This window comes from Lysinibacillus sp. FSL K6-0102 (assembly GCF_038003545.1).
GTDB lineage: Bacteria > Bacillota > Bacilli > Bacillales_A > Planococcaceae > Lysinibacillus > Lysinibacillus capsici.
Genome location: NZ_JBBOPH010000001.1, coordinates 2,862,950 through 2,884,554, shown reverse-complemented (window position 1 = coordinate 2,884,554; position 21,605 = coordinate 2,862,950). Strand labels below are relative to the sequence as shown.

Annotated in this window: 24 protein-coding genes; 16 read left to right on the top strand and 8 right to left on the bottom strand. The window is 38.9% G+C overall.

Features of this window, described 5'->3' with window-relative positions; all coding sequences use genetic code 11:
• Window positions 1-54: 54 nt before the first annotated feature.
• Window positions 55-1,245, top strand: a complete 1,191-nt coding sequence (locus NYE73_RS14720; protein WP_009370354.1) for an MFS transporter — start codon at window positions 55-57, stop codon at window positions 1,243-1,245.
• A 253-nt stretch (window positions 1,246-1,498) separates the two neighbouring features.
• Window positions 1,499-4,105 carry a cation-translocating P-type ATPase gene (locus tag NYE73_RS14715; protein ID WP_048392479.1) on the top strand — a complete coding sequence of 869 codons (2,607 nt, stop codon included), beginning with the start codon at window positions 1,499-1,501 and terminating at the stop codon, window positions 4,103-4,105.
• Between the two features lie 49 nt (window positions 4,106-4,154).
• Here NYE73_RS14715 and NYE73_RS14710 read toward each other — a convergent pair whose 3' ends face one another.
• On the bottom strand, window positions 4,155-4,637 hold the full coding sequence (locus NYE73_RS14710) for a DUF3231 family protein (RefSeq protein WP_048392480.1): 483 nt from the start codon (window positions 4,635-4,637) through the stop codon (window positions 4,155-4,157).
• 97 nt (window positions 4,638-4,734) lie between these two features.
• On the bottom strand, window positions 4,735-5,391 hold the full coding sequence (locus tag NYE73_RS14705) for a cupin domain-containing protein (RefSeq protein ID WP_349679724.1): 657 nt from the start codon (window positions 5,389-5,391) through the stop codon (window positions 4,735-4,737).
• A 238-nt stretch (window positions 5,392-5,629) separates the two neighbouring features.
• On the opposite strand from NYE73_RS14705, the gene NYE73_RS14700 reads away from it, so the two are divergent.
• The 4 genes from NYE73_RS14700 to NYE73_RS14685 are packed head-to-tail and all read left to right on the top strand — an operon-like array spanning window position 5,630 to window position 7,792.
• Entirely contained in the window at window positions 5,630-5,851 is a 222-nt protein-coding gene (locus tag NYE73_RS14700) for a WYL domain-containing protein (protein ID WP_259951140.1), read from the top strand.
• Window positions 5,848-7,107, top strand: coding sequence for a Y-family DNA polymerase (locus tag NYE73_RS14695; RefSeq protein ID WP_112118455.1), 1,260 nt, complete (start codon window positions 5,848-5,850; stop codon window positions 7,105-7,107). The genes NYE73_RS14700 and NYE73_RS14695 overlap by 4 nt, the downstream gene beginning before the upstream one ends.
• A 12-nt stretch (window positions 7,108-7,119) precedes the next feature.
• Complete coding sequence (locus tag NYE73_RS14690) at window positions 7,120-7,455, top strand: YolD-like family protein (protein ID WP_259951139.1); 336 nt, start codon at window positions 7,120-7,122, stop codon at window positions 7,453-7,455.
• Entirely contained in the window at window positions 7,439-7,792 is a 354-nt protein-coding gene (locus tag NYE73_RS14685) for an aconitate hydratase (RefSeq protein ID WP_259951138.1), read from the top strand. Before NYE73_RS14690 ends, NYE73_RS14685 begins: the two co-directional genes overlap by 17 nt.
• Before the next feature lie 61 nt (window positions 7,793-7,853).
• Here NYE73_RS14685 and NYE73_RS14680 read toward each other — a convergent pair whose 3' ends face one another.
• The 5 genes from NYE73_RS14680 to NYE73_RS14660 form a co-directional block, all read right to left on the bottom strand.
• A complete protein-coding gene (locus NYE73_RS14680; protein ID WP_259951137.1) occupies window positions 7,854-8,594 on the bottom strand; it encodes a hypothetical protein in 741 nt (246 codons plus the stop codon).
• Window positions 8,595-8,800: 206 nt separating this feature from the next.
• Window positions 8,801-9,277: a GNAT family N-acetyltransferase gene (locus NYE73_RS14675; protein WP_048392488.1), complete on the bottom strand. Its 477-nt coding sequence runs from the start codon at window positions 9,275-9,277 to the stop codon at window positions 8,801-8,803.
• A gap of 87 nt (window positions 9,278-9,364) precedes the next feature.
• A complete protein-coding gene (locus NYE73_RS14670; protein ID WP_036076476.1) occupies window positions 9,365-9,649 on the bottom strand; it encodes a hypothetical protein in 285 nt (94 codons plus the stop codon).
• Window positions 9,650-10,009: 360 nt separating this feature from the next.
• A complete protein-coding gene (locus tag NYE73_RS14665; RefSeq protein WP_103118307.1) occupies window positions 10,010-10,135 on the bottom strand; it encodes a YjcZ family sporulation protein in 126 nt (41 codons plus the stop codon).
• A 251-nt stretch (window positions 10,136-10,386) separates the two neighbouring features.
• Window positions 10,387-10,611 carry a hypothetical protein gene (locus NYE73_RS14660; RefSeq protein ID WP_004224247.1) on the bottom strand — a complete coding sequence of 75 codons (225 nt, stop codon included), beginning with the start codon at window positions 10,609-10,611 and terminating at the stop codon, window positions 10,387-10,389.
• A 199-nt stretch (window positions 10,612-10,810) separates the two neighbouring features.
• On the opposite strand from NYE73_RS14660, the gene NYE73_RS14655 reads away from it, so the two are divergent.
• The gene (locus tag NYE73_RS14655; protein WP_259951136.1) at window positions 10,811-11,791 is read left to right on the top strand and encodes a DUF2268 domain-containing protein; all 981 of its coding nucleotides are present in this window, start codon (window positions 10,811-10,813) and stop codon (window positions 11,789-11,791) included.
• A 533-nt stretch (window positions 11,792-12,324) separates the two neighbouring features.
• On the opposite strand, the gene NYE73_RS14650 is transcribed toward NYE73_RS14655, so the two are convergent.
• Entirely contained in the window at window positions 12,325-13,311 is a 987-nt protein-coding gene (locus tag NYE73_RS14650; protein ID WP_374805973.1) for an SDR family oxidoreductase, read from the bottom strand.
• Window positions 13,312-13,403: 92 nt separating this feature from the next.
• Here NYE73_RS14650 and NYE73_RS14645 point away from each other — a divergent pair, with 92 nt between their 5' ends.
• The 9 genes from NYE73_RS14645 to NYE73_RS14605 all read left to right on the top strand — a co-directional run bounded on the left by NYE73_RS14645 (window position 13,404) and on the right by NYE73_RS14605 (window position 21,548).
• Complete coding sequence (locus NYE73_RS14645) at window positions 13,404-13,574, top strand: hypothetical protein (RefSeq protein ID WP_167444824.1); 171 nt, start codon at window positions 13,404-13,406, stop codon at window positions 13,572-13,574.
• Between the two features lie 557 nt (window positions 13,575-14,131).
• Window positions 14,132-14,854, top strand: coding sequence for an SDR family NAD(P)-dependent oxidoreductase (locus NYE73_RS14640; RefSeq protein WP_066037249.1), 723 nt, complete (start codon window positions 14,132-14,134; stop codon window positions 14,852-14,854).
• A gap of 335 nt (window positions 14,855-15,189) precedes the next feature.
• A complete protein-coding gene (locus NYE73_RS14635; protein ID WP_036076496.1) occupies window positions 15,190-15,738 on the top strand; it encodes a hypothetical protein in 549 nt (182 codons plus the stop codon).
• A gap of 371 nt (window positions 15,739-16,109) precedes the next feature.
• Window positions 16,110-17,171: a suppressor of fused domain protein gene (locus NYE73_RS14630; RefSeq protein WP_259951135.1), complete on the top strand. Its 1,062-nt coding sequence runs from the start codon at window positions 16,110-16,112 to the stop codon at window positions 17,169-17,171.
• Window positions 17,172-17,236: 65 nt separating this feature from the next.
• Complete coding sequence (locus NYE73_RS14625) at window positions 17,237-18,898, top strand: DUF6138 family protein (protein ID WP_259951134.1); 1,662 nt, start codon at window positions 17,237-17,239, stop codon at window positions 18,896-18,898.
• 13 nt (window positions 18,899-18,911) lie between these two features.
• Entirely contained in the window at window positions 18,912-19,607 is a 696-nt protein-coding gene (locus tag NYE73_RS14620; RefSeq protein WP_259951133.1) for a DUF4274 domain-containing protein, read from the top strand.
• A 17-nt stretch (window positions 19,608-19,624) separates the two neighbouring features.
• On the top strand, window positions 19,625-20,425 hold the full coding sequence (locus NYE73_RS14615; RefSeq protein WP_066037252.1) for a hypothetical protein: 801 nt from the start codon (window positions 19,625-19,627) through the stop codon (window positions 20,423-20,425).
• Window positions 20,426-20,591: 166 nt separating this feature from the next.
• Window positions 20,592-21,059, top strand: coding sequence for a DUF4259 domain-containing protein (locus NYE73_RS14610; protein ID WP_066037253.1), 468 nt, complete (start codon window positions 20,592-20,594; stop codon window positions 21,057-21,059).
• Window positions 21,060-21,080: 21 nt separating this feature from the next.
• Window positions 21,081-21,548 carry a hypothetical protein gene (locus NYE73_RS14605; RefSeq protein ID WP_066037254.1) on the top strand — a complete coding sequence of 156 codons (468 nt, stop codon included), beginning with the start codon at window positions 21,081-21,083 and terminating at the stop codon, window positions 21,546-21,548.
• The last annotated feature ends 57 nt before the right edge of the window (window positions 21,549-21,605 follow it).

The following is a 21,605-nucleotide window of genomic DNA, read 5'->3' as shown; positions in this document are numbered from 1 at the left end:
TTGTTTTAAAACAATCTCCTACAAAAATGAACGTGTATCGAAGGGGAGATTACGATGAATTGGAGAGTTTATATTCTTGCTGTGACTACCTTTGCAGTAGGGTTAGTTGAATTAATTGTTGGTGGAATCCTGCCAAATATTGCAGAGGATTTAGATGTGTCTTTAGCGACAGCGGGACAATTAATTACTATTTTTGCACTTGTTTATGCGATTTCTGCGCCTGTCCTACTATCCTTGACAGCCAAGGTGGAACGCAAGCGCTTATTCCTTATTTCTTTATTTATTTTTACGTTAGGAAATCTAATGACCTTCTTTAGTACAACGTTTATCATTGTGCTAATCGCACGTATTTTCACAGCTATGAGTACAGCGTTAGTGATTGTTTTATCATTAACGATTACAACTAAAATCGTAGAGCCTCGCCATCGTGCTAAAGCACTGGGGCTTGTTTTTATGGGGGTAAGTTCTGCGCTGGTGATCGGTGTGCCAATGGGTATTTTTATTACAGAAGCGTTTGGCTGGCGAGCTGTATTTTTAGGTATTAGTATCCTATCAACGATTTCAATGATATTAATTGCTTTATTACTTGAAAAAATGCCAATTGGAGAAGTAGTGCCACTCAAGGCGCAAATTAAATCGCTGGCGAATTTAAAAATCCTGACAGCACAGTTAACTACCCTATTTATGCTAGCGGGCCATTACATGCTCTACGCCTATTTAACACCATTTTTAGTAGAGGCATTTGATATGAATGCTTCATGGATTAGTATTTGTTACTTAATTTTTGGTATTGCCTCTGTTAGTGGAAATGCTGTAGGTGGATGGGTGAGTGATAAAATTGGCACAAGTAAAGCCATTATTTTAATTGTCTCAGCTTTTGCCATTGTCTTATTTAGTATTCCTTATACAATTATTGCCCTTCCACTGTTTTTAGTATTTACGGTTTTATGGGGTGCGTTGAGCTGGGCACTGACACCGCCATTACAAAATTACTTAATTCAGGCGGATCCTCAATCATCGGATATTCAGCAAAGCTTAAATACAGCTGCCCTGCAAATTGGTATTTCTATCGGATCAGCAGTTGGTGGCGCAATGTTTGCTTGGACAGGTTCTGTTATGCACCTAGCTAGCTTTGGTACGATTCTAGTTCTTTGTGCATTAGGCTGCGCGATCTTTTCTATTAAAAGGGCACCTCTTGGACAGGAGCAGCACGTAGATTATCAGTCAGCACATCATCATTCATAATCGAACGATAGCCCTGAAAGGTATTGGGAAAGCCATCCCAATACCTTTTTAATTGGTTTGCATGAATCTATTTTCGTACACTTCCTAAAATTAAATTCTCTATGGTTTCTTAGCATACTCTAATTACCTATGGAATAGATTGTTGTAGTTAATGAATTTACAGATTTGAGGAGTTTGAGATTTTAAGAGCGAATATTATTTTTAAGAAAAATAGTAGGAGACTTTCAAATCTTGTAAATGGAAGGAGAACTCAATGACTGAATATCATCAACAATCAACTGCTGAAGTCATGAAGATATTGAACGTCACCACGCAAGGTTTGACTGATGATGACGTCCAAAAGAGGCAACAAGTCTATGGCTATAATGTATTAGAGGAAGGGAAAAAGACAAGTACGTTGGCTGTTTTTATGGGCCAATTCAAAGATTTATTGGTCATCATTTTACTCGTTGCTGCCTTCGTTTCCTTTCTACTAGGAGAAGTAGAAAGCACCATTGTGATCATGATCGTGGTTATTTTAAATGCCATTTTAGGTACAGTGCAGCATGTGAAGGCTGAACAATCATTAGATAATCTAAAAGCATTGACCTCTCCCATTGCCAAGGTCATGCGTCATAATCAACTAGTAGAAATTCCTTCTGAAGAAATTGTAGTAGGGGACCTTCTGATGTTGGAGGCGGGAGATTATATTAATGCGGATGGAAGACTACTAGAAAGCCATAATTTACACATCAACGAAAGCTCTCTTACAGGCGAATCAATTGCTGTGGCAAAAAGTACAGACCCTATTCGGAAGCAGAATATCACCATTGCGGATAAGAAAAATATGGTGTACTCAGGAAGCTTTGTGACCAATGGACGTGGCATCGTGATGGTTACGGCAATTGGGATGCAGACGGAAATCGGAAAAATTGCGAATTTACTCGATACAGCAAAGGAAAAGAAAACGCCATTACAAATTAGTCTCGATCAATTCGGTGAAAAATTAGCCTTAGGGATTACGCTGATTTGTTTAGCAATCTTTACGATTGATCTTATCCGAGGACGAGCCTTAGTAGAATCCTTTATGTTTGCTGTATCTCTTGCTGTGGCGGCTATCCCTGAGGCTTTAAGTTCTATCGTGACCATCGTATTAGCTTTTGGCACCCAAAAGATGGCAAAGGAAAATGCGATCATCCGCAAGCTTTATGCTGTGGAAAGCTTGGGGAGTGTATCGGTCATCTGTTCTGATAAAACAGGTACTTTAACAGAAAATAAAATGGTGGTACAGGAAGTTTTTGTGGACCAGAAGAAAATTCCTCATGATTGGCTCAATCCAATAAATCCAGTGGAAAAAGAACTAATGGTAAAAGCGCTTTTATGTAGTGACGCTGTCGAGCGTGACCACAAAGAAATTGGTGATCCTACAGAAATTGCGCTCGTGAAATTGGGGAAACAGTATGGGTTAGATGAATTGAAGATACGTGAGCAATATCCACGATTGGCTGAAATTCCATTTGATTCGACGAGGAAGCTTATGAGCACTGTCAATCAGATGGACAAGCAGCCCATCATGATTACCAAAGGGGCTCTGGATGTACTCTTACCAAAAGTGACACGAATCAAAACATCAACAGGTATTTTTGAGATAACCCCGCAGCATCGCCAGAAAATCGAGGCGGTGAATCGTGATTTTTCTATGAATGGTTTAAGGGTGTTAGCCATTGCTTATAAGGAGGTATTGCCTCTACAAAAAGTCGATCCACGAGCGGAACGAGATTTAATCTTTGTCGGCTTAGTAGCGATGATGGACCCTCCAAGAAAAGAGTCGAAAGAGGCTGTGGAAAGCTGTATAAAGGCAGGTATTAAACCCGTCATGATTACAGGAGACCATAAAATTACAGCAACCGCGATTGCCGAACAAATTGGTATTTTGCAAAATCCAGCTGAAGCTATAGAGGGACATGCGCTCGAAGGCTTAACTGATCAAGAGCTGCAAGAGAAAGTACAGGATTATTCTGTTTATGCCCGTGTGACACCAGCCCAAAAAATTCGAATTGTTAAAGCATGGCAGGATAAAGGACATGTGGTTGCCATGACAGGAGACGGTGTCAATGATGGACCTGCTTTGAAGCAAGCAGATATTGGGGTGGCTATGGGCGTAACAGGCACAGAGGTTGCAAAAGATGCCTCATCCATGATTTTAACGGATGACAATTTTTCAACAATTGTTAAAGCAATCGCCAATGGCCGTAGCATCTATACAAATATTAAAAATGCCATTCTGTTCTTATTATCTGGAAATGCAGGCGCTATTTTTGTCGTGTTATATGCAACGGTTCTGGGCTTACCTGTTCCTTTTGCACCTGTCCATCTTCTATTCATCAACTTATTAACAGATAGTCTGCCTGCTATTGCCATCGGTTTAGAGCCAAATAATAAGAAAACAATGAAGGACAAGCCTAGAAACATTCATACTCCTTTATTAAATAAAAAATTTACCACACAAGTTGTGCTTGAAGGGATATTAATCGCCATCTCCACCATTATTGCGTTTCAAATCGGTTTATCGACAGGCGATACGTTAACAGCAAGCACGATGGCCTTTACAACACTATGCCTGTCAAGGTTAGTGCATGGCTTTAATTCTCGATCCAAACAATCCATCTTTGCGATTGGTGTATTTTCGAATAAATATACGTGGTTCGCCTTTATCATTGGTGTGCTAAGTTTACACATGGTCTTATTTATGCCGATGCTTACAACGGTCTTTGAGGTAGCTCCATTAACACCAGCACAGCTAGGCTTTATTTATAGCCTATCGGTGTTACCATTCCTAGTCAATCAATGGTATAAGCTACTGTTCGTGAGAAATCGATAAAGATTAAAAAAAAGAAGCTTCCGTTAGTTATTAAAACGGAGGCTTCTTTTTAGTGTGTAGAGGCTAATAACCAGCCTTTACTCTTACTTAGGTCAATCAATCTCGCTCCAAGTAGCGCATAACGCATATGGAGTTCACTATATTTGGTTAGATGTGTTTTCTTTACTGCCAGCTCTAAAGCTTGGCTTACGGCAATCAAAGAAGAGGCAATATTCATCGATAAAATAGCACTTATTTCGCCATCATTAATGAAAGATTTCCCACGAATATCCGTTATTTTCATTTTACTGTATTCTATCGATGCTGTTGGTGCCAGCACACCGTTTTCCTTTAATAGCAGTGTTAGCTGTTTATTTTCCTCTTTTAAACATTGAATAAATTCCAATGTAAGGATTTTTAAGTTTTTATCACGCGTATGCTTAAAAAAAGCATGACTGGAAGCAATATAGCCTTGATTGATCCCAAGCTGTGACCAAAGCTTGAAAACCTCCTTAAATCGTAGCGATGCTAGATTTTCATTTATCATTGTCATCCTGACACTTCCTAACTCTTAGGTTGATTTAAGATTAGGATGTAGCAGTAAATGACATTCTATTCATCTTTTACAATAAAAAATGTATAAGAGGTCGCTAATAGTAGGTGCCATAAGGGTACATAGGAGGGTAACGATAGGGATAAGGGTATGGACATGGTTTCATATATTGCTGTGGCATGGTTGGTTTATAAGGGGCTTGATCGGTTGCTGATTGGACACGATTGCAGCCTTTTGCTGGTCCGATATAAGTCGTAGGAACAATCGGTGCAATCGTTTTCTTCCATTGTTCTTCATCTAAACAATACGTATGGGCCATAATATTGGCTGGTGTGAATTTTAAGATATCAGAGCCTAAAATGACCTCTGGCGTTGGCGCATCAAAAATAGCAAGTAGATGCGTGTCATCTTCTGTGGCTACTTCATAATGCCACCAGCCCTGTGGTACATTCGCAACCTGCCCAGGCTTGATAGGATAGTTTTGAATTTTCTTGGTAAAGGGATTCAATATAGAAACCGTTGCTGCTCCTGCAATACAATAGACAAGCTCTGCAGCATTTTGATGGTAATGTGGCTCGATGACATTGTCTTTACTTAAAAAAATATCAAGCAAAGATGTATTTTCTAATGTATTTAATTGTTCCACACCGAGAATATTAATGTAATTTCGGGAGTCTTTTTTAAAAAGCGTACTTTTATTGACATCAAAAGTGAACGCTGCAGAAGGGGAGTTATAATCGATATTTGAGCTGATACTTACATCCTTTCTCATATAAATTGAGCTATTCATCATCATAGATTATGTTTTAGGTACTTCTAGACTTACACAAATGCCTAGCTACAGTCAGCCTCTGTCTGGAAAAAATTAGCTAAAATTACCACTTCTATTTCAGAACATACGTGCGTATAATAAAAACACAAACGTTTGTTCTTAGTTATCAAAAACTCTGTTCAACATGAACGCAAACAGAGTCAGTAAAGGAGCATTCAACATGAAAGAACAGTTGATAAAAGCCATGCATCGTCACCAAATCGTTCACATGATGTATATAGCGAAATCAGGTGCCATTACGAAAAGGCGCGTGAAAATCATCCACATTAAAGGTGATTCCTTTACCGCCTTTTGTTTTACAAGGCTAGCGAAGCGTACGTTTCATATTAACAATGTTCTAGCACTTCTGCCCATTCCCCAACGGGAGTCTGAGGTGATATGAATTACAACGACTTCCCACAGAAAGATATTTTTTGTATTGATATGAAGTGCTTTTATGCAAGCTGTATTGCCATGCTAGAAGGGCTAGATGTGCTGACAGATCCAATTGCTATCATCGGTAATTTTGAACAACCTGGCAGTATTGTGCTGGCTGCATCACCAGTGATGAAAGAAAAATTTAACATTAAAACAGGGAATCGGCGTTATGAAATTCCCAAACATCCAGATATTAAGTTGTTTGAACCAAAAATGTCCTTTTTTCTAGAGATGTCCATGGCCATTACGCGTCTGATTGCACAATATGTCCCTCCAGAGGCGATCCATGTTTATAGTGTGGATGAAAGCTTTATAGATCTAACAGGTACGGAGCAACTTTGGGGTTCGCCTGAGCAGGTAGCCAAATTGATTCAGGAAGACATCTATGAAAAGTTTCGCATTCCGTCCGCCATTGGCATGGGACCAAACATGTTGATGGCTAAATTAGCATTAGATTTAGAGGCAAAAAAAACAGGCTTTGCCAAATGGACCTATGCCGATGTCCCAACAAAGCTTTGGCCAGTGCGTCCTTTATCTGATATGTGGGGGATTGGGAAACAGATGGCAGCCAATTTAAATGCGATGGGCATTCAAACAGTCGGTGGATTAGCCCATGCCGATTTAGCCGAATTAGAAAAGCGCTTTGGTATTATGGGTAATCAATACTATTACCATGCATGGGGCATTGATCTCTCCACATTAGGTGAGCCATTGGTGAACAATGCGGCATTAAGCTTTGGGAAGGGCCAAATGCTCATGAAGGATTATCACACACGAAAGGATATTGCAGTTGTACTCCTAGAAATGTGTGAGGATGTGATGCGACGTACACGGGAAGCAGGCTATGTCGGGCGGACTGTTAGCTTGGGGCTCTCTTACAGTCGCAATGCGATGACGAAGGGGTTCCATCGCTCAAGAACCATCGAAAGTCCAACCAATGAGACCCTTGTTATGTATCAGACTTGTCTGGACTTACTAGATGAGCATTTTGCGGGTGAGCCAGCGCGTCAATTATCTGTTAGACTGACAAACTTAGAGCCAGAGCGTAGCATTCAGCTTGATTTATTTGATGAGCGTAAGGACCAGCGACAGGTTATTGGTCATGTCATGGATGCGATTCGTAGAAAATATGGGGTGGTGGCCTTATTACGCGCAGCCTCCTATACCAGCGCTGGTACAGCTATTTCACGGAATCGCTTAGTGGGCGGGCATTTAGCATAAGGAGTGGAAAAAATGATAAGAGATAGAGGAACGATGAAATGGACAGCGATGATGCTACCAGAGCATTTAATGCTTTTGAAGGCATGGAAACAAGAGGTGTTGACAGAGTTGCCTCGGGAACATGCTGAATGGGAGCTTGAAGAATTACAGCAAATAATCACACAAGCATTCACACAGCATAACTATATTATGTTAACTATATGGGAACATGGTAACTATGTGCAATGGGGAGGTACCATTCAAGCGATGCACGAGGACCAGCTGCTACTAGAAACCATTACCACAACGAAGCACATCCCGTTAAGATACATTTATGCTGCTCGTATAGAAGATGATGGATGTGATTAATGGAGAGCAACGACGATTATTACATCAATATTTGCTGCTTGATTTAGCTGTGAAATCCTTACAGCACGATCTAACAGTGGCGGAGCATTTTAAGATGAAGCGTGTATTTTTACCTGCTATGGATGCTTTATTAAAGCAGCTACACAAAGATTATTTTCAATTAAAACGTCAGCTCGCCCAACAAAAAATACGATTAGTTGGCTGGCATCGAATTGATGATTATTTTAGTGATGTGCAGGTGGCTACCGCAGGCAATGATGAGGTACTACGCTATGCCAATCAAGCGTTAAAAACACAAGTCGAAGAGCTAATGAATAAACATTTATACAATGCCTAGGCTTACGTCTACGACGAAAAAGCCAAAAGCTGATGGCAGGAGTGGTCAGCTTTTGGCGGCTTTATTTCTCGATAGGTTTCACATCAATTTGCTCAACAAGAAACTCATTGTTAATACGATTAAATTGATAGGTAATACGAACATCGGCTACATAAATAGGTGAGATGCCAATCGATCCAGGGATATTTAACATTATTTTTTGATTTTCTACTGTATAAATGACCACACCACCGAAAGCAAGTTGCGCTTGATTGATATCTGGTGCTGGATCAAAGTCATAATCAAATGTAGATTCTTTTCCCTGTGCTTTCATCGTAATCGCTAATGTGCCATCATCTTTTTTCGTAATCGTTGATTCAATAGTATGTGCAACGATGTCTTCATAATGTTGGACATTCATCTCCGATAAATCCTCTCCATTTACCACATGAATCTCATAGTGATTGAGGCCTGTCCCTCGTCCAGTTTGGATAATAATAGCAGCCTCTTCCTTATGATCATTTGTCAGATCTGTATAGAATAACTGAGGTTTAGTTCCTGTATCAGGGATTGTCCAGTCAAAATTTTTCCGCTTACCATCAATATCTAAAGTTACCTCCGTAATTTCATTTTGTGCTTCATTTGGTGCAAATAATCTCACCTTCTCATCATCGGAAACGGCGATCAATGGAGCCTCATGCTGTATCTCCAGCTGTGATGAGACCTGTTCAGCAGGGGTGTTTACTGTCTCATTTGGAACAGTAACACTACATCCAGCTAGTAGAGAAATTCCTAATAACCATAGCCACATCTCTTTTTTCAATGTCTAGTTCCACCTTTTCTATAGCTAATTGACTTTATTATACTGTATAAACATGCCCCATAGCAGTTGAATTCGTGAAGGAAAAGCTTATATGCCAGGGAGTGGAGGTGTAACAATGAAATTCTTAGAGATGGTAGGGGAAAATAGAATTCCATTGTTTGTAAGGTACGCCTCGCATTTTGAAAAGCAAATGAGTGACGATTTCTTTACAATGGCAAATTCATAACGATTTGTTCACCAATAGGTCCCATTCTTCTTTCTCCATGATCCATAAAGCCTACTTTGACATATAAATTCTGTGCAGCTATATTTTTATGATTGACGACTAACACTACTTCATTACATTCTTTAAACTCCTGCTTCACAAAATCAGCAAGTGCAGACATAGCCTTTTTAGCATAGCCCCTACCTTGCTGCTGATGGTCGATGGACAGGGCAGTTAGTAACATTGCCTGAGGATTACTAGAATATTGTTGGACTCTGTCCGTTGCATGAAGCACAAAAAAGCCGACAGGTACGCCACCACTTAAAATCACAATTGGATACTGTCCGACCTTCTCGATTGAAATCTCTTGAGGAAGTGCCGTAAATTGGTGTTGTTCTTCAGGTAATTCAAAACGATTTAACTGCTCTACATAGCTTTCAGAGAAATGTACTAACTCAATATTCGTTGTTTCTTGCATAAAAAAGCCTCCTTTTCTAATAGTTTAACCATAGAACAAACGTTCGTCAAGGAGGCTTGTATTAAAATAATGTGGGGGTAGGTCATTTTAACTTAAAAGGGTACCAAAAAGTAAAATAAAAGAAATACTAATCATCACAATAAGTGTAATGACCATTGTTAAAATTCCTCGAAGCAAGGTCGTTAAATTTTTAACATTTTTCATACCGACCAGGCTTAGGTAGAAACAGGCAATAGACAAGAGTAGTGTCAACAGTAATGGATGGAAATGAAGATAGGTGTCAAAGAAGTCTTTCATTGAACCTGATAGAAAAAATAATAGAATACAGCCCAAAGATAAGATAAATGACCAGAGATTTAAATTAATTCCCATTGTTTTCCTCCTTCCTATAAAAACGAATTTGTTGTAGGAATGTTCCGATGATTCCGCTTGATAGGGAAAAGGAGAAACTAAATGTGTGCTGCTAGAACAGGGTCACTCGGACGAAAGTGACCCCAAGTACCAAAAGGAGTGTAAAGTAAAGTTACAAGAACTTTACACTACTATTATTATGTGAAGCTAGCGGTTTAAGATAGTTATCTATCTAAATTACTAACTTTTAATTGTGAGTAAAAATAAATGAGCTAGAAAAAAACGAAAAGGGGAGGAGATTTGAATAGCTGTGGTAGCGATTCATGGTAAAAAGGCTTTAGCTTCTGTAATGGAACAGAGGCTAAAGCCTGAGACGATCAATTAACACATGAAGCTAGCACCAACGATAATAAGAAGGATGAATAGTACAACAATAAGCACGAATGTAGAGCTATTGCCGCTTCCATTGTCCCCGCCACAGTAATTATTGAAATTACAGTAACTCATGAAACACACCTCCTTTCTTTCTTTCTTTTAAAGTATGTATTGGACAAAAGGGGGGTATTAGCGAGTAGAGAAAAAATGAGTTGTCCCTTCATTCGGGAATAAAGCGGTGCAAGCTTTACTTTATTATTATGATGGAATAGTAGCTTGAGTTAGTTGTTAGCCTGTATAGCATCAAGAATAATGAAACAAATACTACTAATTGTTTTGGTATTCAACACGATGTAAAAAAACATCCGTTCTAGGATGTTTTTTTAGTATAACGGCTGCTGCGTATGACAAGGGGGGAAGCCGTTCACATCATGAATCATATGAAGGTCGTATTGCTTTAAGGCAAATTGACTTTGATACAAATATTCAAGAACAAGCAGTTTTCCTCCTGATACGCCACAGAGGACACCAGAAGTTCCTTGACCATTTGTAAAAGAAACACCAACAGGCTGACCGATTAAATACGGAATTTTATGTTGCCAAGGCACAATAGCCACTCCTTTCACTATAATATATGAAAGGCGTGGCTAGAGGTTCTTACCTTCACAAAATCATACACGCTGTTTGTGGAGATGCTAACTAAATACTGACAAATCAATCATTCTTTCATTACTATTTTTATGGTAATATAAGTTATATATGGGGTTATAAAGAATTTTTAGTTATTAACGATTGGGAGGAGAATGGATGAAATTTAAAAAGGGAATCACCTTTATTCTAGGTCTCTTACTACTTATGCTTGCTGCCTGTACACCAACAGAAAAAAGTGAGAGCCAACTTCATGAGAAAAAGCAAATAACAGATGATGAAGAGATGGTGTTCTCATTTGAGCACCCTCAAACCAAACAAAAATACAAAATCATTCATGCCAATCAACTGTTTTATCCGTATATGGAAAAGGTCAAAGAGAATCCGAATCTTTCAAGCTCGGAAACTCTGGATTTGTATAAAAAGGAAGTTATTCAACCGATCTACCAGGATTGTTTTGAAAATGGGGAATATTATCATATGGCAGAAACTCTGCTTAATACGGTTCCTAGCAGGCTAACAGAAATACAAATGGTGAGTGAAAAAATGGAGACGCATAAAGCAGAAATCAATCAACTCATTCAAGAATCGCTATTGAAATCCGCAGACCTCTTACCCTCTCAAAGCGATGTAGCTGTTTGTGTATTCCCTTCAGCAACCAATAATAGAATACCCTTCGCAGTAGGAGCGGGCAAAATCATCCTCCCGCTTTATCTAAATGTTTTGGATGATGGTATAAAGTCAACTGTTGCTCACGAATACCATCACAGCGTTTGGGCGGAAAAATATTTCAATAAAGATGTCGGAGCTTCGGTATTGGATAGTATCGTCTTTGAAGGAAAAGCGGTCATGTTTGAAAAAAACGTTTATCCTGACTACGGCTATACAGCAAAGAATGTAACTTACAACAAGGAATTATGGTCTAAAGTAGAACCTGATTTACATAAGTACGACAGTAATCGTACCTCAGACATCTTATATGGTGGAAAAGGGTTACCGAAAAATTATGGTTACAGTGAAGGCTATAAGATGGTTAAAAACTATCTTGACTTGCATCCTGAACAAACACCAGAGGATTGGACAGCCTTAAGTGCACAAGAAATTTTCGAAGAAGGAAAATACTTGGAACACTATCAATAACTATTTTGGTGACACTTATTTGTGAAAGTTCAAAATTAAAGAGCACTTTTACCTGATTACAACATGAACTAGTAAAACATGCAGCATAATGATAGGACTTTCTCAATCGAAAAAACAAACAATAAGTCACTACGGTTTTAAATCGCAGTGGCTTATGTAATGCCGCACAGTCCTATTAGGATGATTGGAATGAGGAGGACCTTCCCAAGAACAATGCAACGGCTTTTAATGAATTAAAACTTGGGGAAATCTCCAACTAAACAGAGTATGTAAAAAGGGATAGCATTGTACAAAAACATCTTGGGGGCGATGTTAAAGGTGCTATCCCGACATTAATGTATGTGAAAGAACTTATAAACATTACCACTGTAAGTAAATTGAAAAGTAATTGAAATAAGGGTGTAAAGCTTTTATTATAGGTATAATCCTAGGCATCATGGATAAAAAAGGTGGTTTTTCCTTGTCTGCTATGGATGAATTTATATTTTCATTTAATAGAAAATTTTTAGTACATATTTTAAATATAATGTCGATTATGAATTGGTTGATTCGCCACCATCTACATGCAAGACTTGCCCTGTAACATGCCTCGAATCATCTGATGCTAAATAGACAAAAGTAGGGGCGACTTCAAAGGGCTGAGCCATTCGGTTAAATAAATTAGTTCCATGTAAGGCGTTTTCATCAGAGGAAAAGCTAGAAGGAATAAGTGGTGTCCAAATACGGCCAGGGGCTATCGCGTTGACACGAATCTGTTTTTTGGCAACGCTTTTAGCTAGGGAACGAGTCCAGCCTACGATAGCCGCCTTTGTAGCAGAATAATCGATGAGTAAAGGTTCTCCTGCATAAGCCACAACGGAGGCAGTGCCAATAATGGAGCTTCCTGCTCGTAAATAAGGGAGAGCGGCTTTTGTCGTATAGAAGTGAGCATATACATTTAATTTAAAGGTTTCATCAAACTGTTCATCCGTGATGTCTGTCAGCTCATTTTGCTGAAATTGAATCCCAACATGGTTACATAAAATATCCAACTGACCAAAAGTGTTCATCGTTTCGAAAACAATGTCTACACATTGTTTTTTAAAGCGAAGATCTCCAGGAAGCAGCAGACATTTTTGTCCTAATTCTTCAACTCTTTTTTTCGTTCTTAGCGCATCTTCATGCTCATCTAAATAAGCAATGGCCACATCGGCCTCTTCTTTCGCAAAGGCAATGGCAGCAGCTGCACCCATCCCGCTATCACCCCCAGTAATAAGCGCAACTTTTCCCTTTAATTTACCACTCCCTTTATAATGAGGATTTTCTATGATGGGCTTAGGAACCATTAAGCTTTCCAATCCCGGTTGGCGTAATTGTCTTTGTTCAGGTTGAGTCAGTGGCACTTCTTTATATTGCGTAATCTTTCCATAGACAGGATATTGCGGGTATGGATCTTCCTTTTTATTGTCCTCAAACCACTTTTGATAAAAGTGGATTTGTGCTAATAATTCACGATAGTCCTTGTCATTCGGATTAGTAATAACCAATCCCTCCTTTTCAACATATACTATGAAAGCTTAGCTTTTTGTGTTAAACATCCAAACAAGCCGTGAAGGAAACAGGAGGACTGAAAATGGAGGTTGAATTTTTCCCAGAAGTTACGCGATTATTAGAAAATGAAGCGTCTACACTTGAGATCCATTATTTGAATGACACCTGGTTAACACCAACCATTGGCGTAAGACCACCTTATTATAGCTACCCAATCTACGAGTCATATTATCCGATTTGGGACAATGAATAAACTGTAAACGAAGAAGCCATCTGGTGTTGTTATTTTTTCAACATCCGATGGCTTCTTGTTGCAGTTAATTCGGGAGTTTTTTTATTCTCAAAACTATTCGCAAAGACAGGTAGGTGATTCACTAAAAAATGAAACGAACGTAATTGTATAAAAGCTTTCTTTTCAGCATTCACCTGCTTTAACCACTACCCACAAAATGAGAGCATGTTTAATCCAATAAATTTTATTGGTAATGACTAACAAATGTAAAGTAGAGATTGATGAAAAGTAAAATAAGGTTAATTTTTCTAAAAATATGCTGTGTAACTGCAACTACTTTAGGTTCTCTTCACAATAATTTTCATACGACAATCGTAAAAGAGACAGTGGCAAGTTCAAGTGATAAAAAGAGATTAATAGCATTAAATACGTTAAGATCAAATAAGGTGAAAGTTATTCATTCTTTTCAGTTAGTAGCGATAATTTTGAAAGGCAGAAATTCCTTTCACTTAAGAATATATTGATCGGCAACAAGCTACAGGTTTTCATTACATTTTGTCATGAGAAAGGATGGTAATATGAGTAGGAATTTTATTATCTTTGGAGCTAGCCAAGGATTGGGAGATGCATTTGTTAAGGGGTTACCTGTCAAAGGAGATACAGTATGGATGGTAGCACGAACGAGACCCAATAGTTTAGAGCTAAATGATGGAGTAAATCGTCACTGGTTATCCATTGATCTGTCTAGTCAACAACAAATTTCCACTTTAAAAGAAGTGTTACAAGGCATTCCGCTCGATGTATTAATTTATAATGTGGGTGTATGGGAAAAGCGTGGTTTTGAAGATGATTATACATTTGATAAGGATGAAGTAGAGGATATTTCGAAATTAATCAATATCAATCTAACTTCTACTATTACATATATTCAGGCACTTTTACCCAACTTAAGACAAGCGAAGCAGGGAAAGGTTATTTTAATTGGATCTACAGCAGGCTTAGATCACACAAACAATGCACAAGTTTCATTTGTCACATCTAAATTCGGCGTAAGGGGCATTACAAATGCACTGCGTGAACATTTAAGGAAAGATAAAATTTCTGTCACATGCATTAATCCTGGTGAACTGGCAGCAGAAGTACCCTATGAAGAAGGAGCGGAAAAAGCCATTCATTTATATGAAGGTACACGAATCCCCGTACAAGATATTGTCTCTCTTGTGCAATGTGTAATTAATCTATCAGCAGTCTCCTGTGTAAAAGAAATTAATGTCCCAGCCATAACGGATTTAAATGCATGATTACTCAGTGAACGCTACTCAATATTGAGTAGCGTCTTTTAATAAAAAGGACAAATAGATTCCGTGCCTTAGAAAAAATTTTCACGACCCCTTCACACATAACACTACAATTAAGCTCATATAAATAAAGGTAGTAAAAAAATCAACATCCTTTCATCGTCATAACCAATTCTAAAAATACTTCCAGCCTATTAAATCTTAAGAAAATCTTCAGGTTCTACTAGGAAATATTTAAGATTCGCTGTGTATAATTATAAAAAAAGGAAATTCACGAAACCATTTGAAGATTTAAAACGTATTGGTAGTAGGAGAGAGAATATTAAGTAGGTGAAGATATGGCACATACGATTTACATAGTATTAACCAAAACAGGGACGTTATTATCAAAAGCGATCGGCATGTATACGGGCAAGGAGATGAATCATGCATCCATAGCCTTTGATGAGGGGCTATTTGAAATGTATAGCTTTGGTCGAAGGCAATTGAACAATCCGTTAAGTGGGGGCTTTTTACGAGAGGATGCAGAAAGAGGGCTATTTGAGTGTGCGGATTGTGTTATTTATCGCTGTCGTATATCACATTATCAATATTTAGACATGATGAAAATTGTCCGTTATATGTACTGGAATCGAGATCGCTATAAATATAATTTTATCGGACTTTTTGGTGTGGTGATGCAAAAGGAAGTGAGACGTGAGCGTGCTTATTTTTGTTCCCAGTTTGTAGCGACGCTACTAAAGGTGGGAGGGCTAAAAATATATCAAAACCCAGCATTAATGACGCCTCATTGCCTAGCGCAATTACCGTATTTAGAGAAAGTATTTGCAGGGAAATTGGCAGATTATTTACAAACGGTTCGTGAGCCAGCTATGCTATATGGTTAAGATGCACTACCTGACGTTTAAATAGTAAAATAGACACTCATGCGACAATCTTCTATTTTGTAAGAGGATTGTCTTTTTATCTTTCAGCGAAAAACACCCTTCTTTATCAGTGGTGCGATAAATGTACAAATTGTATTTTTTGATTCAATGGTGTCCCGATACTTTTCGAGCAAGCTCGAAAAAAATGAACGCAATTACGCTAAGGCGTCATCAATATTAGTCATATTTACCCCATATAGAATGTCAATAAACCTAGTTGCTGGAAACTGGAAAATGAGTCCTATTCCTGTTAAAAGAGTCACCATAAAATTGCTATCATAAATAATAGATACGTACGTTCTACGAGTGATATCAGCAAGGAGGATATGGAAATGAGTGATGAAATAGCAGCAGTTGGCTGGGATGCGATTGATCAGGCATTAGCACAGGTATATGGTGAGCAGGAGCCAAAGCATTATGGAACTTTGATTCCCTATTCACTAGGAGGACAAGATCCTTTAGATGGAATTAGTGTTTATAAAAGCGAAACATCCATTCCGCATTGGCATTTTGTTACATATGGCTTCTCGGAACTATATGAAAAGGAATTTGAAAACAAGGACTATAGTGGATATGGATTTGAATTAACATTTCGACTAGTACGTCAACATGATGAGGAAGAGCCACCTGCTTGGGCATTGAATTTACTACAGAATATGGGCAGATATGTGTTTAATAGTGGTAATGTATTTAGAGCGGGAGATTATTTGGATGCAAATGGTCCGATTTGCCTCGATGCCGACACACAATTAACGGCACTAGCCTTTACAAATGATCCAGAGCTTGCTGAAATCGATACACCAAATGGCAAGATGGAGTTTATCCAAATGGTCGGTATTTCAGAGGATGAGTTAGAAGCGATGCAGACATGGAATACACTTGGTGTACTACAGGCTGGCATGAAGCAAATACCAAGCTATACTACGGATTTAACAAGAACTTCTCTCCTGCAAAATCCTGAAGTTGCCGAGGCAGTTGTGCGAGGAATGGAGGAAGATGGCTCTAATACGGGGTTTCTTTTCGTAGATCAACTTGCTTGGGAAGTAGAAAAAAAGAGCTGGTTTAACAAACCGTCTAATGTTGTTCAACTTGGAGCAAAGCAAGCAGCTGTCATTAGTAAATTATTACGTGGACGTATTCTGAAAGATAAAGATCTTACCTTAGTCGGTCAACAAATAACGATAATATTTAAAGCAGGCCCTCAGGTAGGCTATTCAGAGAATGGTCAAGAGATTACGATCACATTGAACAAGGCAGCGGTAGGAGAATTAAGTCAGAGGCTGATACCGCAAGAAAGTCAATTCACTATTTCTTCTTTAGCTGGTGTAAGTTTTCAAATTTTGAAGACACATATTAAAAATCAAGAAGGAGCGGTTGTGAAAACAATCGGATAAGATGGATCTCTCGCTAAGGCTTTAGCGGGAGATTTTTCTCTAACAATAGAAAGGGAGGATGTACAGTGAAGCAGTGTGTAGAGCATTTTCTAGCGGCTGTGTGGGAGCAAATCACGGCTGTTTATCAAGAAGAGAGTAAACGAATAACAGGGCTGAAAGAGCAAAGTAGGTTACAAGCAGGCATCCTTCAATATTTGAAAGTTGCCTGGAAAAAAGGAAAAAGTCCTAATGGCACAATCTTTATAGATGTTTATGAGCCATTTAGTTGGAGTGATAGCTCCTATAAGGTGGAAGCGGGTTCATACATACAAGAATTTACAGATGTCCAGCATATTGAAGAGCTTTTTAGTGCTTTATGTACTAAAACAGAGGAAGTATTTCAATCTGAGCAATACGGTCCCCAATTTTTTGATTACCGCTTTGAGGTTGTGCTGGAATTTGAACATGATAAAACGGTGCTTCATTATCAAAAGGAGCTGTTGAATAATCGTAAACTAGCGTCAACGAAACAAGTGCTGGCAAGCTTTATAGAAACAAAGGTGATGGCAGAGCTACCAGTAAGACCAAGTGACAATGATGAATTTTTCCTTGCGAAGCATTTGGTCAATCCACATTTTTTCCATCAAACAGCTGAGGAAGTCGAACCATTTATTCATCGGCTTCAAGAAAAGCATCGGGCGAATAAAGAACGTTTAGACAAATGGATTTATTATTATACAATGGCCTTTAAGCAGTGGGCAGAGGAGCATTTTTTAACGCACTATTTTGAACAAGCAGGCGATTATAGGAAAGAGTGGGTATTGAAAACAGAGGACTCGGTACAACAACTAGAGCAGGAAAAACTAGATTTCTTTCTTTATGTCGCGTTGAAGATTGGTCAAAAAGAGCCAGCCACTCGATTAGAATACTTGGAACTTGCGAAGCAGCTTGGCTCGCTGCAGGCAGCTAATTATTTGGAAAAAGGAAGCGGTCGTTTTGAAAGTATAAGAAAGCGGGATGTATTCGAAGGACAGGCAAATGATATTTTACAAACGATTGATATACGAGTGATGGTAGAAGAGGAAAACGCTTATCGTGAAGCCCTTTACTATATCATTCATCTGCTACAAGAAGGTTTTCCAAAGGGCTATAAGCTGACTTTAAAGAGTAAAGCGAAAAATTATCTTCCTATTAAAAAGTTAGCTAAATCAAAGCTTCATCAATTTTTCGCCAATTGCCTACAATATCCAAATCTTTTCCCTTTATTAGCGGACTATGCCCAGCTCGCTATGGAGGAATATGCTTGGTATCAGGATGTTGAGCCGAGTGAAAAATCAGCTATGCCCAGCACCTATGCGGTTTTTGGATTAGGACTTTATAGCAAGGATTATTTTCCACTTGTTCAACGATATATGTTACTCGTTGATACAGAGCATCAATCCGTGCAAGATGCTTATGCGGAAGCCTTTCTTGAAGCGCATGGCTTATCAGTAGAGATGATGCCTGTGTTTGTAGCTATTTTACTTGGTGCAAGTGAATCAGCTAAGCCAATAAAGAACATTGACATCATGGATTTAGATTTGCTCGTGGCACTCGGACAAGAACTTGAAAAGAAAGCAGATTATCAGCGTCCATTTGTTTTATATCGAATATTCGGTAGTTCCAAGAAGCTTGCTCAGCGACTAAAGCAAGAATCAGCACCAATAAGGGATGAACTTGAGAAATTACTGCAATGGATGGATTCCTGAAGGGGGTAGACGAATGGAATGGACGGAAGTGAGTAAATCCAAGGATTTAGAGGTCGTTCGTGAGGCCATTAGTAAATTAGATGTAAATGAGCGAGAAGCACGTGGGAGAACACCATTAATGCTTTTTATAACAAATCGAATGCCACATGAAGGAATCAAGCTTCTTTTGGCACAGCATATAGACTTGGAGGCACGAGATAAGCTTGGTGATACAGCACTTAAAAAAGCGGTAAAGTTTAAGCAGAAAGAAGTGATTTCTTTACTACTTGCAAAGGGTGTAAATTTATCTGAGCCAGAGGGGATTACCGCTACAGCTTGGTTTGCGGCAAGGGAGCATGCAAGAATAGCTGATTTATTGGTAGATACACCAGGTGCAATCCGTCTAACTTTGAATGCAGAAGAACAACAGCAAGCTGATGCCATTTTATACGAGGATTCTCTCAATACAATGTGCCAGCGCATAAGCAAGGTATCATCAGCTGTTATTTTACATGCCATTGTCAATAGCTATAACTGGGATGATGGCCCCGAGCCTATGCTCGCAGCATTAGCTAATCCAGTTTGTGCCCCTATTACCATGATAGACATGTTTGAGCTAATGGAAGGAGAATATTGGTTAGCACTAACAGAGGAAGAGATAGCGAGTTCCGATTGGAAGCGACCATGGAAAGAGATGGCACTAACCTTACAAGAAAAATTAAAGTGCTAGCTAGCGAGGAGAGAATAATGGACCAAAAAGCAAGGAAAATATTAATGCAAACCTATTGGCAATCTGGTGGATGGCGTTCAGGTGGTTATACCTATACAGAAGAAGATTTTCAATATGCTAAAAGTAAGGGCTTGATGTTTGATCAATTAACGATTTCCCATGATGAATGTGTACAAAGATTGCGACAGCTTCATGAGAAATTCTTAACAAAGGAGCTTGTGGTAAAGGCATTTTTGCATAGCTTATCGACGCGTAAAGTACATTTACGCAGTGCCTTATCGAGCTGGGCTCTTACGCATGATTTACCAATGCATACGTATGATGAACAACCTGTGGCATTGGTCTCCTATAGTGGCTGTGGCTACTGTAATGAGCGGAAAATCATGTCCAATGCTACGTATGCCAATGAAGATTTAAATGTGCTTAATTTTGAACGCATCAAGTGGGGAGGGGTTCGCCTCAATTGGCTCATCTATTGTTTACTAGACTTAGAATGCCTGGTAAAAGAACAAGAAGCATTGAATGTAAGTGAGGATGACGTAGCCATCTTACAACAGATGGTAGTAGCAATAGAATCCTGTAACGACACAGATGCAGCTAGACAGCTTGAAAAGCGCTGGAAAGATGTTTTCAAGTCCAATCAACATGAACGAGATGTGGTCATGGAAATCTGGGGTTATGCGGGACTACTCGTATCAAAGGATGATTATCGCAAGGAGCGTGGACGTGGAACTGATTTTATGTCGATGGCGACTTGGAGAGGACAGGATGGCTATTCACAGGAAAAGATGAAGTTTTACTTTGGCTCCTACCTATAAAAAGGAGCAGTATTCGATCACAAAACTGACCAAAGGATGCTGAGGATTATTGATATAGCGAAGGAATTTTAAGAGCGGCTACTATAATGAACAGCTGTCATGGTCATGCGTGCAGATTTTACCTTTACCAGAGCTTTACTAAAATAAAAAAGAGAGGTGCAGTGAGATGGGGGCTTGGGGATACAAAGCATTGGAAAGTGATGAAGGGTTAGATGTAGTGGCGTTTTTGCGGGAGTTTATGGAACAGCATAAGGAATCCAATCAGCTAACATTATCGGAAATTGTACAGGCTATGAAACAGCAAGGCTTTTTTGGTAAAACATTGGAGGATATAGATTTTTTCTACGATATGAGTGCCCTGGCTTTGGCAGAGCTTTATAGTCAATATCTGAATACGGGAACCATTTATGGTCAAGAAAGTAAGGATAGACAAATACAATGGGTAGTAGATGAAAGCTCTTTGACATTTATATTGCGGTATTTACAGGACATTAGAGATGAAGTACCTGATCAACATGGTAGTAGAGAGATTGTAGAATTATGGCAAGAGTCCAAGAGTTGGCCAGAATGGCAGTCCAACTTAGCCTATCTTATTCAGACGGTGGAACAAGCGATTAACCGTTTGCCACAATAAAAATAAATGGAGTGATTGGAAATGACCTATGATTTTTGGATGATGGCTTCCATCATGGAGTTGGTTGAATATCCAGATGAGACAAGTGATGACTATATAGCACATCCAACTTTACAGACGATCATGGATGTGCTTGAAATCCAAGTACCGATAGTAGAGATTTACGAACGTTATTTTGGTCAATCCATTCATACAGGACATGTTTTAGTATTTGCGAATAAGCAGCAACCACATGTCTGTGTGGTACTTGATACTTATCGAGATCCGCTCGATCAGCTGGATTTAATTCAATTTGGCTGGAGAGTGAACACAAAAGATGTTCACCTAGTAAGACAGCTGACACGAAAACTATTTGATAATTGTGACGAGGGGATTCGCTATGAGGAAGGTCAATCCATTCTCTATCAGGTATTACAAGAACAACGCTATCCACGAAAACTTTACTATGAGACATTATATGAACAACAGCTGAAGAAATTTTGGGTATGATAGCATCAAAAAGGATTCGTAACACTTTCTATAAAAAGTGTACGAATCCATTTCCTA

Excerpts from the sequence above, each read along its gene's own strand:
- NYE73_RS14720 (WP_009370354.1), top strand. The coding sequence starts at position 55 with ATGAATTGGAGAGTTTATATTCTTGCTGTGACTACCTTTGCAGTAGGG.
- NYE73_RS14715 (WP_048392479.1), top strand. The coding sequence starts at position 1,499 with ATGACTGAATATCATCAACAATCAACTGCTGAAGTCATGAAGATATTG.
- NYE73_RS14710 (WP_048392480.1), bottom strand. The coding sequence starts at position 4,637 with ATGACAATGATAAATGAAAATCTAGCATCGCTACGATTTAAGGAGGTT.
- NYE73_RS14700 (WP_259951140.1), top strand. The coding sequence starts at position 5,630 with ATGAAAGAACAGTTGATAAAAGCCATGCATCGTCACCAAATCGTTCAC.
- NYE73_RS14695 (WP_112118455.1), top strand. The coding sequence starts at position 5,848 with ATGAATTACAACGACTTCCCACAGAAAGATATTTTTTGTATTGATATG.
- NYE73_RS14690 (WP_259951139.1), top strand. The coding sequence starts at position 7,120 with ATGATAAGAGATAGAGGAACGATGAAATGGACAGCGATGATGCTACCA.
- NYE73_RS14685 (WP_259951138.1), top strand. The coding sequence starts at position 7,439 with ATGATGGATGTGATTAATGGAGAGCAACGACGATTATTACATCAATAT.
- NYE73_RS14675 (WP_048392488.1), bottom strand. The coding sequence starts at position 9,277 with ATGCAAGAAACAACGAATATTGAGTTAGTACATTTCTCTGAAAGCTAT.
- NYE73_RS14670 (WP_036076476.1), bottom strand. The coding sequence starts at position 9,649 with ATGGGAATTAATTTAAATCTCTGGTCATTTATCTTATCTTTGGGCTGT.
- NYE73_RS14665 (WP_103118307.1), bottom strand. The coding sequence starts at position 10,135 with ATGAGTTACTGTAATTTCAATAATTACTGTGGCGGGGACAATGGAAGC.
- NYE73_RS14655 (WP_259951136.1), top strand. The coding sequence starts at position 10,811 with ATGAAATTTAAAAAGGGAATCACCTTTATTCTAGGTCTCTTACTACTT.
- NYE73_RS14645 (WP_167444824.1), top strand. The coding sequence starts at position 13,404 with ATGGAGGTTGAATTTTTCCCAGAAGTTACGCGATTATTAGAAAATGAA.
- NYE73_RS14640 (WP_066037249.1), top strand. The coding sequence starts at position 14,132 with ATGAGTAGGAATTTTATTATCTTTGGAGCTAGCCAAGGATTGGGAGAT.
- NYE73_RS14635 (WP_036076496.1), top strand. The coding sequence starts at position 15,190 with ATGGCACATACGATTTACATAGTATTAACCAAAACAGGGACGTTATTA.
- NYE73_RS14630 (WP_259951135.1), top strand. The coding sequence starts at position 16,110 with ATGAGTGATGAAATAGCAGCAGTTGGCTGGGATGCGATTGATCAGGCA.
- NYE73_RS14620 (WP_259951133.1), top strand. The coding sequence starts at position 18,912 with ATGGAATGGACGGAAGTGAGTAAATCCAAGGATTTAGAGGTCGTTCGT.
- NYE73_RS14615 (WP_066037252.1), top strand. The coding sequence starts at position 19,625 with ATGGACCAAAAAGCAAGGAAAATATTAATGCAAACCTATTGGCAATCT.
- NYE73_RS14610 (WP_066037253.1), top strand. The coding sequence starts at position 20,592 with ATGGGGGCTTGGGGATACAAAGCATTGGAAAGTGATGAAGGGTTAGAT.
- NYE73_RS14605 (WP_066037254.1), top strand. The coding sequence starts at position 21,081 with ATGACCTATGATTTTTGGATGATGGCTTCCATCATGGAGTTGGTTGAA.